Raw genomic sequence first — 15,630 nt, 5'->3', positions numbered from 1 at the left:
CCGCGTTCGTCCACGCCGGCGGGGGCGCGCGTCAGCGCGATCGCTGCACACTCGAACTCGCGCGTCTCGATGCCGCGGGTCGCTGGCCCGACGCGGCGACGCTGGCGACGCTATGGGAACGCATCCAGCCGCCGGCGGTCGTTCTCATGCTGTCGGATTTCTTCGACGACGCGGCCGTCGAACTCGCTCTGCGCCTCGCCGCCGCGCGTCGCGAAGTGTTGGCCGTGCAATTGCTCGGCACGGACGAGCGCGATTTCCCGTTCACGGGCGGACATCGCTTCCGCGAACCGGAAACCGGCGCCGAACGTCGCGTCGAGGCATTCGCGGTGCGCCGCGACTATCTCGAACGCTTCGCCGCGGCACGCGCCGAACTTGCACGCAGATTCGCCGTAGCCGGAATCGACCACGTCGAATATGTGCTCGACGGGCCACTCGATGGGCCGCTGCGCGCTCTCTTTGGCAGTGCTCACGCGCTCAAGCTTCCCGGTTCAAAGGGAGTTCTTGGCGCATGAGTATCGCGCTTCTTGCTCCGCTCGGTCTCGCCGCGCTGGCCGCGCTCGTGGTACCGCTCGTGATCCATCTCGTGCGCCGGCTTGAACTGAAGACGACCGAGTTTGCCGCGCTGCGCTGGATCTCCGAACGCACGCGTCCGCAGCGCCGCCTGCGTTTCGAGCGGCCGTGGCTGCTGCTGTTGCGACTCGCCTTGCTCACCGTGCTCGCGTTGCTGCTCGCACGTCCGGTGTGGCAGGGCGAGGCGATTTCAACGCGACCATGGGTCGTCGTCGCGCCTGGCGTCGCGCTGGCCGATGCGCGTGCGGCTGCGGGCGCCGTCGATGCGGAATGGCATTGGCTGGCGCCGCGATTTCCGCACGCGGACGAGACGGTCGCGGTCACCGACATTCCGATCGCCAGCCTGTTGCGCGAGCTCGATGCGCAACTGCCCGCCAACGCCGCACTGACCGTGGTCGTTCCGGAGCAACTCGCCGGCCTCGACGGTGAACGTCCGCGACTTTCGCGCGCCGTCGACTGGCGCATCGTGCCGGGACGCATGGTCGAAACGGCGCCGCCGTCGACGGATCGCATCCGCGTCGCGGTCCGCTACGCGAGCGATGCCGAAGCGTCGCTGCGCTATCTGCGCGCCGCAGTCGCGGCGTGGAACCAGGGCGAACCGGGACGCTACGAACTCGATGAGCGACCTGCCGATGCGCCGATCGACGCTGCGACGAACTGGCTGGTCTGGCTCGCACCGTCGGCGCCTGAGCTGACGCGCTGGCTCGACCATGGCGGTGTGGCGCTCGTCAGCAGCGCCGCCGCCGCGGACGGCGAACCGCTGTGGCGCGATGCGGCTGGACGCATGCTGGCGAAAGTCGCAATCCGCGGCAACGGCCGCGTGATCGCCTTGCCGGGCGCTTTGACGCCGGCGGAATTGCCGTTGCTGCTCGACGCGGATTTTCCGGATCGTCTGCGCGCCGCATTCGGCGGTGAATCTCTCGCGCCCACACGCGCAACGGCCGCGGCGATGCATCCGCGCGTCGAGGCCGCAATGGCGACAGGGGCCGCACGCTCGCCGGCATCGGCGCATCCGCTCGATGCTTGGCTGGCGCTGCTGATCGCCGCATTGTTCCTGTGCGAGCGCTTCATCGCGACGCGACCGCGCGCGGAGTCAGAGGCATGAGCCTCGATCCGAAGCTGCACCGGCTGCGCGTCGCGTCGGCGCGGCGCAGGCTCGTCATCGTCGCGATGGCCGCGGCTCCGATTGTCGTTGCGACCGGCATGCTGGCCGCACGCATCGGGGGTCCGCTCGCCACGATTATCGCGCTGTCGCTGGCGCTGATCGGCGCGGGCATGGTCGCATGGCATGCGTGGCGCGGTATCGATGCGATCTGGCTCGCGCGCCGCCTCGATGCGGCCGCGCCGCAGATGGATGACAGCGCCGCACTGCTGTTTCACGACGCGGCTGCGTTGTCGCAGTTGCAGCGCCTGCAACGCGCGCGCGTGCAGGCGCGGCTCGCCGGTATCGATGTCGACTTGCGCCCGGCGTGGCCGCGGGCGCTGCTGTTCGCCGCGTTCGGCATTGCGGTGGCGATGCTCGTCGCCGCTGCGCTATGGCAGCCGCGCGCGGCTGTAGAGGCGAGGCCGGCGAAAGCGAAGGACCATGTCGCCGCGACCACGTTGACCCGCATGCAGATCGAGATTGCGGCGCCGGCGTATACGCAGGTTCCACCGCGCACGGAAAATGCGCTCGACGTGAAGGCGCCGGAAGGCTCGCGACTGCGCTGGAGCCTGCGCTTCGATTCGCAACCTGCCACCGCCGCGCTCGTGTTTCACGACGGCAGCCGCGTTGCGCTGACACGTGACAGCGAGGATTGGCACGGCGAGCGCGCGCTCGCCGCATCGACCCTGTATCGCATCGTCGTCGAGGGCGCGCCACCGCCGACCGACGATCGCCTGCATCGGCTCGATGCGATCGCCGATCGCGCGCCCGAGATACGCGTGCTCGAACCCACGAAGACGCTGACCCTGCTCGACGCGCAGCAGAAAAACTGGAGCCTCGCGTTCGAGGCCGGCGACGATTACGGCATCGCCAGCGCCGAATTGCAGATCACGCTCGCGCAAGGCAGCGGCGAGAACGTCAAGTTCAAGGAGCAGACGCTGGCGCTGCAAGGCGAACCGACCGGGGCGAAGCAGCAGCGCTTCCGCTATACGCTCGACCTTGCGGCGCTCGGCATCGCCCAGGGCGACGACGTGATCGTGCGCCTCGCCGTCACCGACAACCGCGAGCCGCAGGCGAACACGACGCGCAGCGCGAGTTTCATCCTGCGCTGGCCGGCCGAGGTTTCGAGCGACGCCAGCGGCCTCGATGGTCTCGTGCAGAAAACGCTGCCAGCGTATTTCCGCAGCCAGCGCCAGATCATCATCGACAGCGAGGCGCTGTTGGCCGAGAAGCCGCAACTGGGTGGCGACAAGTTTCTCGCGCGGTCGGACGCGATCGGCGCCGACCAGAAGATCCTGCGCCTGCGCTATGGCCAGTTCCTCGGCGAGGAGTCGGAAACGCACTCGCAGAAGGAAGCGGGCGCCGCGCATGACGATCACGGCGCGCCCGCGCGGGCCACAGGGCAGGCGGGGTTCGGCAGCGAAGGCGATATCGCCGCGGAGTATGGCCACGTGCACGACATCGCCGAAGCCGCGACGCTGCTCGATCCGGAAACGAAAGCAACGCTGAAATCCGCGCTCGCCGAAATGTGGCAGGCCGAGCTGCATCTGCGCCAGGGCGATCCGGAGCAGGCGCTGCCGTACGAGCGGCGCGCGCTCGATTTCATCAAGCGCGTGCAGCAGTCCACGCGCATCTATCTCGCGCGCGTCGGCCTCGAACTGCCGGTGCCGGACGAGGCACGCCGCCTCAGCGGCGAACGCAAGGGCGTCGATGATCGCACGGGCACCCTGGTCGCCGCGGATGCCGGCGCGACGGCGATTGCCCAGTTGTGGACCGCGCTGGGCACGAACGACGCACCGGACTGGGACGCTGCCGAAACATGGTTGCGCACGCACGCCGCGGACACGCCGGACGCGCTCGGCGTCTTTGCCGCGATCGATCGAGCACGCCGTGATCCGGCCTGTGCCGAATGCCGCGCCTCGTTGCGCGATCTGCTCTGGCCGTTGCTGCCGGCACCCGCTGCAACAGCGACGACGCGGGCGACGCCGAATGCAGAGGGCCGCGTCTATCTCGATGCCTTGCAGGCCGCTGAAGGGGCTTCGCGATGAACGCCGCGCTTGTCGTCGCGCTGCTGCTTGCCTGCGCCGTGGTGCTCGGCGCCGTGCGCACTTGGCAGACGCCTCGCCAACGCCCGGTGCGCATCGGCTTGCAGATCGTCGCGGCGCTGTTGCTCTACTTCTGCCTGTTTCCGCCGTCGGCAGACGAGAACTTCAGCGCCGACGAACTGGTCGTGGTGACGCCGGGGGCGACGCGCACACAGCTTGCCGCGCTGTCGTCGGTTGCGACCCTCGTTGCGCTGCCTGGCGTCGATGCCGACAAGGCGATCGAACGCGTGCCAGATCTTGGCACCGCGCTGCGTGCACACGCAGCTGCACGCCGCCTGCGCATTGTCGGCAATGGTTTGCCGCTGCGTGATCGCGATGCGGCACGTGGCCTCGTCGCGGCGTTCGATGCGGCGCCGCTGCCGCGCGGGCTGGTCGAACTCGACGTGCCGACCTCGGTGTATGCCGGCAATGTCTGGCGCGTCGACGGCCGTGTGGAAGCGGTCGCGGACGGTCGTGTCGAACTGCACGATCCATCCGGCGCAGTCGTCGCCACAGAGCCGCTCAATGCGCGAGGCCGGTTTGCCTTGCATGCGAATGCGAAGGGCGAGGGCACGGCGATGTTCACGGTGAAGGTGCTCGATCGCGACGGCACTCAAGTCGACGCGGCGACGGTGCCGCTGTCGGTGCGCAGCGGCGCGCCGCTGAAGATCTTGCTGCTTGCCGGTGCGCCCGATGCGGAACTCAAGTATCTGCGCCGCTGGGCCGCCGATGCGGGGCTTGCATTGACCAGCCGCATCGCGTTGAGCGACGGCGTGGCGTTTACCGAAGGCATGTTCGCAGCAGACGTTGAGGCATGGCGCGCAGCTGACATCGCGATTGTCGATGAGCGCGCATGGGCCGCACTCGATGCAAAGCGCAAGCAGGTGCTGATCGCCGCGGTGCGCGACGGCCTCGGCCTGCTGCTGCGTGCGACCGGGCCACTGCCGGCGCCAGTCGCGGCGGACTGGGAGGGCCTCGGGTTTCATCCGCGTGCAGTCGATGCGCCAGCGCCGGTCGCGCTCGACATGACGCTGGGCCTTGCCGATTCCGGTCTCGCTCTCTCGCGCTCCGCGCTCGCGGTCGAAGCCGGTGATGCTGCGCCGTTGCTGCGTGCCGACGACGGATCGACGCTGGCCTGGTCGCGCAACTTCGGTTGCGGCCGCGTCGCGCTGTGGCTGCTCACGGACAGCTATCGTCTCGCGCTCGGCGGCGCAGCTACTGCCCACGGAACATTGTGGAGCAGCGTGCTCGCGGCGGTAGCGCGCGCGCGCGGCGAGGGCGATCCCTCGTTGCCGTCGTCGGCGCGTGTCGATGAGCGAGCGGTGTTCTGCGGTTTCGCTGCGGGTGCGACGGTCGAAGACGAGCTCGGCAAGCGTTCTTCGTTGAGCGTCGACGCGCGCGGCTGCGCGGCGTTCTGGCCGGAGGCGTCGGGTTGGCATACGTTGGTCGACGGCGCGCAGCGTTGGCCGTTCTACGTGCGCACACGCGGCGAGGCCGTCGGTCTCTCGATGGCGGAAAGTCGACGCGCGACACAAGCGTTGGTGGTCACGCCCGCGTCGACCACGGCTGTCGGGACGCGCGGCCAGCCGCTGCCGCGCTGGCCGTTCTTCCTTGCCTGGCTTCTCGCGGCTGCCGCGCTGTGGTGGCTCGAGCGCGGCGCCGCAACGGACTGACAGCGCGGCGCGGGGTCAGAACCGGTAGTTCGCCTCGACTCCCCACATGCGCGGCGCGGTGATGCCGGCGCTGGTCACGCCGAGCACATTGGTCACGATGTTGTTGAGGCCGGTGACGTACTGCTTGTCGAACACGTTGTTGACGTACAGAGCGACGCTCCACGGCACGTTGGGCGCGGACCAGCCGACGTGGAAGTCGGCGCGTGTCTGGCTGCCGCCAAGCTTGAACGGCAGCGTCGTGATGCACGAGCCTTGCAATGCCGAGTTCGAATTGCAGCGCGTGGCGCCGACCCAGGCGCCCTGCAAGGTAAAGTCGAGATCGCCGCCGGCGACGTTGCGCACGACGTAGTCGGCGCCGAGCGTGGCCGACCATTGCGGCAGTCCGGTGGGCTGGCCGGAAAGATCGACGCCTTCGGCCGTCTTGTAGCTGCTGTAGGTCTGGTCGATGTACGCAGCCGCGGAGGTGAAGCGCAGGTCGTCGGTCGCCTGCCAGCGCGCCTCGAACTCGAAACCCTTGGCCTCCTGGTCGCTCGGCAGGATCTGGTACTGCGGCAGGTCGCCGTTGCCGCCGCCGTTCGACACGAGGGTCAGGTTCGGCAGGTTGGAATATTTGTAATAGTATACCGAGGCGTTGAGCAGCAGCTTGTAGTCCGGGAACCAGCTCTTGATGCCGGCCTCGTAGCTGCGCACCGTCTGCGGTTTGTATACCGTGCCGACTTCAAGCGCATTGAAGCCGCCGGCCTGATAGCCCTTGGCCGCCGAGGCATAAAGCATCACGTCGGGCGTCAGTTTGTAGTCGAGCACGACGCGCGGGCTGGTATCGTTCCAGCTGCGGTTGATGCCGACCGGATGCTCGAGCGTCTGCGGCGTGGTGAAGTAGATGTTCTGCTGGAAGGTCTGGATCGGCACGCCGAGCGCGTCGAGCAGGCCGAGTGACTGCAGGCCCGCCAGCGTCGTGTCGAGTTCGTTGGCGACGCGCAGCGGCGTGTACCAGCTGAAGTCGCGCTCGTCGCGGGTGAAGCGCACGCCGGTGGTCAGATTGAGGCGGTCGTTGAGATGCCAGATCACGTCGCCGTAGACCGCGGTGGCCTTGGCGATGTTGCGGTTGTTCATGTTCTCCTGCCAGGGATCGCCGAGCAGCGAGTACTGGAAGCCCGCGGCCTGCAGCCCCTGCGTCAGCGGCCCGTACAGCCCGCCCGGCGCGATGCCGAGATTATTGAGCAGGGTGTCGATGCTGTCGGTGAAGAAATTGATCTGGCTGGTCTGGCGGCCATCGTCGCGGTACCAGCTCGCGCCGGCGACCCAGTCGGCGAGATCGGTCTTGCCGGCGAGCTTGAATTCCTGCGACCAGCTCTTGTGCCGTTCGATGTTGACGTCGTCGAAGTAGAGGTCGATGCGGTTGGTGCCCTCCTGTGCCTCGCGGTTGTAGGTGTGGTAGCGCTGGAACGAGGTCAGCGAAGTGAAGTCGCCGAACGGCAGCGGATGCTCGACGCGCAGCACGAAGGAATCGTAGCTGCGCGATTCGCGTGCGCCGACCGCTTCGTTGTAGAGCGGTGCGTTGCGCGGATCGATGAAGGTCGAATAATCGGGTGTGGTCGACGGCAGCTCGGGATAGGCGGGTACGGGCGAGACGCCGATCGTCGCGCGCGGCGGCTGCTTGAGCCGCTCGTGTTCCCAGGCGAGGTTGACGGCCGTGTCGCCGGGCGCGTTCCAGTGAAACTGCATGCGCGTGCCCCAATCGTCGTTCTTGTAGAAGTGCTGACCGGTGGCGGCGTCGCGCAGCCAGCCGTCGCTCTGGTTGTCGACGAAGCTCAGGCGGAAGGCGAGGGTTTCGCCGAGCGGCACGTTGAGCACGCCGTCGCCGTAGCGCTCGCCGTAGTTGCCGAGGCGCAGGCGCGCGTTGGCCTCGAACTGGTCGCTCGGTGCATTCGTCGTCACCGAGATCGCGCCAGCCGCGCTGTTGCGGCCGAACAGCGTGCCCTGCGGACCCTTGAGCACTTCGACGCGCTCGATGTCGTTGAACATCAGCAGCGCGCCGCCGGTCTTGCCCTGGTAGACGCCGTTCGCGTAAACGCCGACTGGCGCGTCGGTGCCGATGCCGAAATCGCCGGTGCCGATGCCGCGCAGGCTGAAGTTCGGCTGCGTCGGCTGGTCGCCGTTGACCGAGAGGCCGGGCACGTACATGTCCATCTTCGACAGGTCGGTCGCGGCGAGCTTGTCGATCGTCTGCGCGGTGATCACCTGCATCGCGATCGGCACTTCCTGCACCTGCTGGCTGCGGCTCTGCGCGGTGACGGTGACGTTGCCGAGCTGCATCGCGGCGTTGTCGGTTTTCGTCGGTTCGCTACCTTGCGCGGGTGACGATGCCTGTGCGTCCGCATTTGCGTCGGCCATTTCGGCGGCGAGTGCCGCGCCGCTCGCGAGCAACGTGGCCGCGCCGGCGAACAAGGCCAGTCGTACTTGTCGGGTCAGTCGGGTCGTTTGAATTGGTTTCATCGCAGCCTCCCTAGTTGATCTTGTTTTCAGGCGTCGCAGTTTCCGGACGTCGCGGCGATCCAGTCGCGGATCAATTCGACACCCTCTTTGTGCGTGGTATTGCGGCCCATCTCGGGCATCATCACGCCGGGTTCGTTCGACGTGACGCGGTAGAGCAGGATCGAATCGTCGGGTTTGCCCGGCACGATGTCGAACAGGCGGTCGCCGGTGCCGCGGCCGGCAGCGACCGGCGGCTTGCACAGGCCGAGGCGGCGCAGGTCGGCGTTGGCACTGCGCAGATCGAGCGCGGTCGTGTTGGCCGGCCCGGTCGGGCTGTGGCACATGCTGCAGTTGACGTCGAGCCAGGCGCGTGCGCGATCGGCGACGGGCGCCTTCGGATCATGCCAGTCGGCGTCGCGCGGTGCAGTGGTCGCATCGGGCGCGCCCGCGAGCATGCCGAGCCTGGTCCAGTGCGCGAGCTGGTTTTCGCTGCCGCTCGAATAGGCGTAGTCGCGATTGAGATGGCGCGCGCGCGGACCGAGCGGCTCGATCGCCTTGGCCTTGACGTTGGTGACGTGACAGCCGGCGCACTGGTTCTCGTTCGGCACGACGTAGGTGAATGCCTCGCGTGCCTTGGCCGGCGATTTATCGCCGGCGACGTTGGACGGCTCGACCTCATCGACGAGTTCAAGCGGGATCGCATCGCCCGTGCGTGCGAGTTCGGCTTCGGTCTGCGTGGCGTTCCAGACGTAGGGAATTGCCTCCCAGCCTTTTTCGCGATGGACGAGGATGCGCGTCTCGACCAGGCGCACCTTGGCGAGGTCGAGTGCCTCGTTCGCGCTGCCGGCAGCGAAGTCGCGCGAGACGTCATAACTGCGCGCGACGGCTTTCGCATCGCCGCCGCTTTTAGGATAGAAAAAGGTCTTCGTCAGCACCGTGCCGACCGGAAAGTCGAACGGGCCCTCGGCGTCGTACTTGGCCGTCGTGCCTTTCGGCATCCACACCGTGCGGAACTTGTGCGCGTAGTCGCTGAACAGCGGCGTATTGAGGTCGTAGGGCACGACGTCGGTATTGGCCACGAGCCTGCCGTCGCGCGCCTCGACCAGATGCCAGTCGCTGAGCTTGTCCGGCTTGCCTTCGGCAAACGAGTGCACCGGCTGCGGCGCGCGCGCGCAGCCGGCGAGTGCGGAGAGCGCAAGCATTGCGGAAGAAATCCGGGCGAACGACGACATCAAGCCTTGCCCTTCATTTCGACCGCAGCGAGCGGCGGCAGCTCGCAGTGGAACTCGTCCTTGAACACCTTGGGATTTCCGAACTTGTTCGGCCCGTCGACGTTGAGCACCTCGACCTCGCCGTTCTTCACGCAGATGCGCTGCTCGGCCGGGTACTGGCCGTTGACCTGTGCCTTGGTGTCGGCGAAGCCGTCCCAGAGCACGTCGGGGAAATGGCCGTTGATGCCGAACATTGACACCTTGAGCGCCTTCCAGTCGAAGCCGTCGGGCGCGTCGCCGCCGCCGGAGAAACGGTTGTCGTGGATGTAGATCGACTTCGGATATGGGTCGTAACCGTCGGCGGTTTTCGAGGCGGCGAAGTCGGTGATGAAGACGCTGGAGATGATCGTGTTCGCGGTGCGGTTGTCGGCGATGTCGTTGTCGAAGATTTCGACCTTCGGGTTCGACATGATCAGCACGCCCGTGCCCGCGGGCACGTTGGCCACGGCCGTGCCTTTCGCGCCGAAGTTGCCGAGGTTGTTGGCAATGATCTTGTTCTTGTACACGCGCGTGTGCTCGCCGTGCTGGGTCAGGTCGGGCATGTTGAAGACGAGGATGCCGCCGGTGTTGCCGGTCGCGGTGTTCTCGTAGACGTCGGCGCGCACCGAGTTCTCGATCTCGATGCCGGCGACGTTCTTCTCCGCGCGGTTGCGGCGCACGACGATGTCCTGCGACTGGCCGACGTAGATGCCGGCGTCGCGCGAACCGATCGCGACCGAATCCTCGATCAGCACGTTCCTGCACTTGACCGGATAGATCGCGTAAGCGCCGTTGTCCTTGGACGGGCCGGCGGTCCACTCGACGCGCACGTCGCGGATCGTGATGTTCTCGCCGTCGTTGACCTTGAGCCCGTCGCCCTTCGAGTCCTCGATCGCGAGATGCTCGATCGTGAAATCGTTCGCGTAGACGAGCATGCCTTCGGGGCCGGAGATCTGGTTCTTGAACGAGAGGATGCTCTTGTCCGCGCCCGCGCCGCGCACAGTGACGCCGTTCGCCCGCAGCGTGAGCACGCGCTGCAGCGAGTGCTTGCCCGGTGGAATCTCGATGACCGTGCCGGGCTTGGCGTCGAGGAACTGCTCCTGCAGTTTCTTCTCGAATGCCGTGTCGGCATCGCTCGGCACGGGCGGCGGGCCTTTCCCGCAACCGACGGCAAGGGCACAGAGGGCGACAATGGCAAGTTTGCGCACGGCGTTTCTCCCTTCTTCGAAATCAATGCGCCAATGTGCTCTCGAACGGGCGTTTGAAGCTAGGGGGGCACGGGCTACATCTGGGGGGCAAAACGGCCATCGCTTGCTGGCCGATTTTGCCACGGCGTTCGCGTTCCTCAACCCGCGCCGTGGCGCATCGCGGTCGGTGCGGCGCCGGTCCAGCGCTTGAACGCGCGGCGGAATTCGCGTGCGTCGGAGTAGCCGACCTCGCTGCCGATGTCGGCGATGCTCAGGGCGCCCGCGCTGAGCAGTTCGAGCGCGCGCTCGGTGCGCAACTGGTCGTGGATGTCGCGATAGACGCGGCCTGCCGCTGCGAGGTGGCGACGCAGCGTGCGCTCGGAAAGGTTGAGGCTGGAGGCGACGTCACCGAGCGTCGGATGCTCGGCCAATCGGCGGCGCAGGATGCGTTCGACCGAGGCGACGATCTCGCTCTGGCGCTTGATCTGCGCAGCCTGCTCGCGGCAGATCGCGAGCGCCTGCTGCGCACTGACCGGATGGTGGGTCGGCAGGCGCAGGTCGAGCCATTGCGCGCCGACGACGAGGCGATTGCGGCTCGCGCCGAAGCGGATCTCGCAGTCGAACATCTTGCGGTAGTCGGCCGCGTGCGCCGGCGCCGGGTAGGTGAGTTCGAGGCGCACGGGCTTGAATGTCGGGCCGACGAGGCTGCGCGCGAGCTGCAGAGTGCTCGCGAACAATTCCTCGCAGAGGAAGACGAGGATGTCCTCGTCGGGGAAGCGCGGCCGCGCGACGAGCGCGACTTCGCGCGCGTTCGGCTGATTCAATTCAATGTGTTCCATTTCCACGTCCATCAGCGCGCCCGTGATGTCGGCATGCTCGATGCCGATGGCCACGGCCTCGCCGAACGTGCGCGCGGTCATCATCGCCAGGCCCATGATGCCAAACGTGCCGCTGGACTGGTGTGCACCGACCTCGAGGCCGAAGCCGCTGCGCGGAATCGCGCGCAGCACGCGCTTGATGATGATGCTTGCCTGCCGGTAGGACACGCGCACGGCGGCATCGTCGATCTGCGCGCGCGTGATGCCGAGCCCGGCGAGCCACGGCTCGACCGCGACGCGCTCGGTGTCCGCGATTTGCGCGAGCACGGCGAGGATCGTCGTCGGGATCACCGCGGCGGTGTAGCGCGGGTCCGTCGGGGCGTGGCGCGAGGCGGGCTTCGTCGCGCCGGGGTTGCGTTTGCTGGACGTCGATCGGGTTGGCGTCATCACGTGATGGTAGCGACTTGCCCTGACCAAGTCGCGACGCGCTGCGCCATCAGGGTCTCGTGGCGGCTCCCGTGCGATTCACGTAGATCGGATTGCCGATCAGCACGAGCTTGCCGTCGGCGCCGCGCACGTTCGCGCGCAAGGTGTGGCGGCCGCCGTCGCTGGTCCACGCGAATGTGAAGGCTTGCGACGCGCCGGCAATCTTCGGCTGGTCGATGATTTGCGCGACCTTGCCGTCGACGACGATTTCCGCGCTGCCGCCGTCGACGTTGGCGACCTTGAGGGTGAAATCCGCCTTGCCGTCTTTCGCGATCTTCACCTCATCACCCATTTCGACGTCGAAACCCTGGCCCTTCGCGGTGAATTCGAGGCTGCGGTCCTTGCTGCCGAAAACGTCGACGAAGACATGGCCCGCGCGCAGCGCGTCGAGCACGGCACGCTGGGAAAGACTGGTTGCGTGCACGACCGTGGTCGGCGTGCCGATGCCGACGCCGCCATGGCTTGCGCTCCACTGCTTCGCATTGTGATCGTCGCTGCCGCCGATCGCGGTGAGGCGGAATCCCTTGTCGAGCTGCGCCTGCCAGAACGGAACGCCCGAGATCGCCGTGTCGGCATCGTTGCCGTTGACGACTTCTATCGCCTGGACGAGCCGCATGTCGACCTCTGGCTTCGCGGTCCAGCCGCAGCCCATGCAGATCTCGCCGGAGAGGCGGATCGGGTGGTTGATCGAGACGAAGCCGTCGGATTTTTCCGCGTTGCGCAGCAGCGCGTTCCAATCGGGCACGTCCGTGCTGCCCACGCGGAAGTCGAGCGGAACCCAGGTGCCGAGCAGGTTGGCATGGCCGGTGAACGTGGTCAGTTCGCGCCCGGGGAGCAGCAGCAGGCGGTCGAAATACGGCTGCAGTTCGCGCACCGAGTTCGCCTGCGAGACCGTGTTGTGGTCGGAGAGCGCGATGAAATCGAGCCCGCGCTCGGCCGCGGTCTGCGCGGTCACGAACAGCGGGCAGGGCACCTTGCCCTTGCCGCTCTGCGGCGAGCACGAGCCGTCGCTGTGCGCGCCGTGCATGTGCAGGTCGCCGCGGTACCAGCCGGCGTCCGCACGCAGCGGCACGTCGAGCAAATCGGGGATTTTTCCATTTCTGGAAAAGTACACTTTTGCCGTGTAGTCGGCGTGTGCCTTCTCGCGAATATTTGGGATACCGAGCAGCAGGTTCCAGCGGCCGGGCGCGATCGGGCCGACGATATAGGACGGTGTCGCGTCGGTCGCGGACACGGTGAAGCGGCTCTTGTTGCCGCCGCTCCAGCCGCGAAACGCGTTGTTCCTGAAGCCACCCGGGCCGAGCAGGCCGAGGTCGATCGTGGTCTTCTCGTCGCGACCTGTGTAGGCGAAGTCGATCGTGATGCGATCGATGCCGGCCGGTACGTCGAACGGCACGAGCCTGTAGGTCTGGTTGTCGTGGCCGTCGAGTTTGCCGGTCAGGGTCAGGTCGGGCTTGTCGCTGGTCTGCGCGAACGCGGCGACGGAAAACAGCAAGGTCAGCAGCAGGGTTTGCAGTTTCACATGATCACTCGATCGGAATGCCGGCGCATTTTCCCGCCGCACGCACCGGATTGCATCGCGCGATCGCGCCGTCGTCGAAGCGTACCCGATATGGGCCGAAGCGCGGATCGGGCTCGAAGTAGTCGGTCGAGACGAATTGCGCGCCGCTCGCGAATGCGGCCTCGCGGCGCGCGATGTCGTTGCTCCTCGCCTCGAACGTGTCGGCGTCCGCGCGCGTGCGCACGAGCAGGCCCGAGGCGACCGCAGCCTTGATGCGCTCATGGTCGACTTGCGGGTCGTTGAGCGTGATGTAGCCTGCGGCGGGCGAATCTTCCTTGATCGTCGCGAACATCGCCCGGCCTTCGAGCGATTTGCGCGCACCACGGTAGAGTGCGATCTTGTCGTCGCTCTCGTCGAGCGCAAACAGGATGCGGCCGCGCGCCTGGCCGAGCGTGGGCCAATGGCCGGCGTGTGCGCCGTCGCGCAACGTCGGGAATTTGCCCTGGACGTCGTCGGGCGTGATCAACTGTGCCGGCTTGAACACGCTGCGGATTTCGGCATCGAGGCGGTCGAACGCGGTCTCGTCGAACTTGAGCGCGGCTACCGAGCCGGGGCCGAGTTTTCCGTCCTTGGCGTTGATCAGGATCATGATCGGTGCGTGTCGCGGATGCGCGGCGGACCAGTCGCGGATGATTGAAAGGCAGGCAACGAAGGTCATGCACGTCGAGCGGAAATCGATGTCGGCGAGATGCATGACCTTGAAGCCCGGCCGGGCCATCTGCGCGGCCTGCGCGGCTGGCCAGGGCGGCGAGGAAAAGCCTTTGCGCAGCGCGCCGGGCGGATGCAGCCAGCGACCGCCCTGCGGATCGTCCCAGACATCGAGTTCGAGCTCGCGCATGCCGGCGTCGAGCTGCTCATTGAGCGGACGGTGACCGTAGTCGAGGGTATCGGCACCGTGTGCGTCCAGCGCGTGATGTGCGGCGAATTCCTCGGGCGGCATGTGCTGCTTGTAGCTGTTGTGCGTGCCGATCACCTGGATCTCGTCGAGGCGCAGGTTGGCATCGATCCAGGCGCGCGCACAGGTCTTGTCGCCGGCCTGGGCGGCATTTGTCGCGGATAGATTGCAGCCGGTTTTCGTCGTCGCGAAGCAGGGAGAAGCCAGCGTGCCGATGGCGAGCAAGGTACCGGCAAGTCTGGCAGCGGATATACGGGAATGGCGCATGGCGCGAAAGAATGTCTCGAAAATCTCTCCCCCGACCGAGGCCGGGGGAGAGAGGACTTGCGGGCGCATGTTATTGGTTTGCGACATTCACCGCGTTACGCGGTCAGAACTTGTACATGAACGACAGGCGATAGGCGCGACCGAGCAGCGGGCGTGCGAGGAACACGGTCTTGCCCGCGTCGGTCGAGATCACGTCGCCGGAGCGCGGATTGCCTTCGGTCAGGCCAACGGAGTTGTTGAGGTTGTCTACGTAGCCGAAGACGCTCATGCGCTCGTTGATGTCGTACTCCGCACTCGCGTTGATGACGTGGTACTGGGGCAGTACCGACAAATTGGCCGTGTCCGAATAGCGCTTGCCTTCGTACTCGTACGACAACTGCAACTGCAACTTGTTGTCGAGTAGAATGAGGCGCGGCGCCAGGCGATAACTCACCTTCGGCACGCGGATCAGCTGATTGCCGCTGAAGTCGGAAATCGTCGGCACGAGGTTGCCGCTGGAATCCTTGCTGTAGATCGTCGCGCGCAGATTCCGGTATTTCGGATCTTCGATCGTCGCCGAAAAATGCAGGTCGAACCAGGAAGTCGGGGTGACGTCGCCTTCGAGTTCGAAGCCGGTGGTCTTGGTCTGGGCGACCGCGGTCTGCGCGAGCAGCGTCACGTTGTCGGGCGCGAGAACCTGGGTGCTGAAGGTGACGTTGTCGTATTTGGTGTAGAACCAGGTCGCGTACAACGTCGCCCATTCGCTGCCCCACTTGGCACCGATCTCGCCGAGGTCCATCGTCTGCGTGATCGGCAGCGCGAGCGAGTTGGCGATGAACGTGCTGAAGTTCGGCAGGCGATAAGTCGAGGTGTAGCGCGCGAACAGGCCGGCACGATCGGTCAACTGGTAGTTCGCGCCGATCGTCCAACCGGTCTTGCTGAAGGAGTGGTCGGTTGTGGTGAACGGATTGTTCGGGTTCGCGCACGCCACCTGGGTATCGGCGAACAGCCCGTCGTTCAGATTGCAGAGATAGTTGCCACCCTGGTTGTAGTAGGTCACCCCGTTGTAGACGAAGCTACTCGTAGCCGGCAGGCGCGTCGTGTTGACGTTGTGCATTTCGTTCTTGTCCCAGCGCCAGCCGAAATCAAGGCGGAAATCGTGGGTGATCTGCCATTCGTCGCCGAGATAGAACGCATAGCTGTCCTGTTTGCCGGTATCGCGCTCGAATTCCGAACCGTTG

General features: G+C 66.5%; 10 protein-coding genes and 1 pseudogene. 4 read left to right on the top strand and 7 right to left on the bottom strand.

Annotated elements, in window-relative coordinates:
• From VF497_RS07040 to VF497_RS07025, 4 genes and pseudogenes are all read left to right on the top strand, one after another.
• Nucleotides 1–512: pseudogene (locus VF497_RS07040) on the top strand (DUF58 domain-containing protein); the annotation flags it as partial.
• Entirely contained in the window at nucleotides 509–1,675 is a 1,167-nt protein-coding gene (locus VF497_RS07035) for a BatA domain-containing protein (protein ID WP_330887078.1), read from the top strand. The pseudogene VF497_RS07040 and the gene VF497_RS07035, both read left to right, overlap by 4 nt.
• Nucleotides 1,672–3,762 (top strand): hypothetical protein, encoded by a 2,091-nt coding sequence (locus VF497_RS07030; protein ID WP_330887076.1) that lies wholly within the window; start codon nucleotides 1,672–1,674, stop codon nucleotides 3,760–3,762. The genes VF497_RS07035 and VF497_RS07030 overlap by 4 nt, the downstream gene beginning before the upstream one ends.
• The gene (locus VF497_RS07025) at nucleotides 3,759–5,471 is read left to right on the top strand and encodes a hypothetical protein (protein ID WP_330887075.1); all 1,713 of its coding nucleotides are present in this window, start codon (nucleotides 3,759–3,761) and stop codon (nucleotides 5,469–5,471) included. Before VF497_RS07030 ends, VF497_RS07025 begins: the two co-directional genes overlap by 4 nt.
• A 15-nt stretch (nucleotides 5,472–5,486) precedes the next feature.
• Here VF497_RS07025 and VF497_RS07020 read toward each other — a convergent pair whose 3' ends face one another.
• The 7 genes from VF497_RS07020 to VF497_RS06990 form a co-directional block, all read right to left on the bottom strand.
• Nucleotides 5,487–7,967, bottom strand: a complete 2,481-nt coding sequence (locus VF497_RS07020) for a TonB-dependent receptor (RefSeq protein ID WP_330887073.1) — start codon at nucleotides 7,965–7,967, stop codon at nucleotides 5,487–5,489.
• A 26-nt stretch (nucleotides 7,968–7,993) separates the two neighbouring features.
• Nucleotides 7,994–9,148, bottom strand: a complete 1,155-nt coding sequence (locus VF497_RS07015; protein WP_330887071.1) for an SO2930 family diheme c-type cytochrome — start codon at nucleotides 9,146–9,148, stop codon at nucleotides 7,994–7,996.
• A 29-nt stretch (nucleotides 9,149–9,177) separates the two neighbouring features.
• Entirely contained in the window at nucleotides 9,178–10,404 is a 1,227-nt protein-coding gene (locus VF497_RS07010) for a parallel beta-helix domain-containing protein (RefSeq protein ID WP_330887069.1), read from the bottom strand.
• Nucleotides 10,405–10,541: 137 nt separating this feature from the next.
• Entirely contained in the window at nucleotides 10,542–11,648 is a 1,107-nt protein-coding gene (locus VF497_RS07005) for an AraC family transcriptional regulator (protein WP_330887067.1), read from the bottom strand.
• Between the two features lie 49 nt (nucleotides 11,649–11,697).
• The gene (locus tag VF497_RS07000) at nucleotides 11,698–13,209 is read right to left on the bottom strand and encodes a CehA/McbA family metallohydrolase (RefSeq protein WP_330887065.1); all 1,512 of its coding nucleotides are present in this window, start codon (nucleotides 13,207–13,209) and stop codon (nucleotides 11,698–11,700) included.
• Nucleotides 13,210–13,213: 4 nt separating this feature from the next.
• Nucleotides 13,214–14,410, bottom strand: a complete 1,197-nt coding sequence (locus VF497_RS06995) for a phosphatidylinositol-specific phospholipase C1-like protein (RefSeq protein WP_330887063.1) — start codon at nucleotides 14,408–14,410, stop codon at nucleotides 13,214–13,216.
• Nucleotides 14,411–14,513: 103 nt separating this feature from the next.
• A partial coding sequence (locus VF497_RS06990) for a TonB-dependent receptor domain-containing protein (protein WP_330887061.1) occupies nucleotides 14,514–15,630 on the bottom strand: 1,117 nt, incomplete at its 5' end.

The organism is Rudaea sp. (assembly GCF_036383415.1).
Taxonomy (GTDB): domain Bacteria; phylum Pseudomonadota; class Gammaproteobacteria; order Xanthomonadales; family Rhodanobacteraceae; genus Rudaea.
The sequence above is the reverse complement of the archived record's forward strand: the minus strand, read 5'-3'. Positions and strand labels throughout refer to the sequence as shown.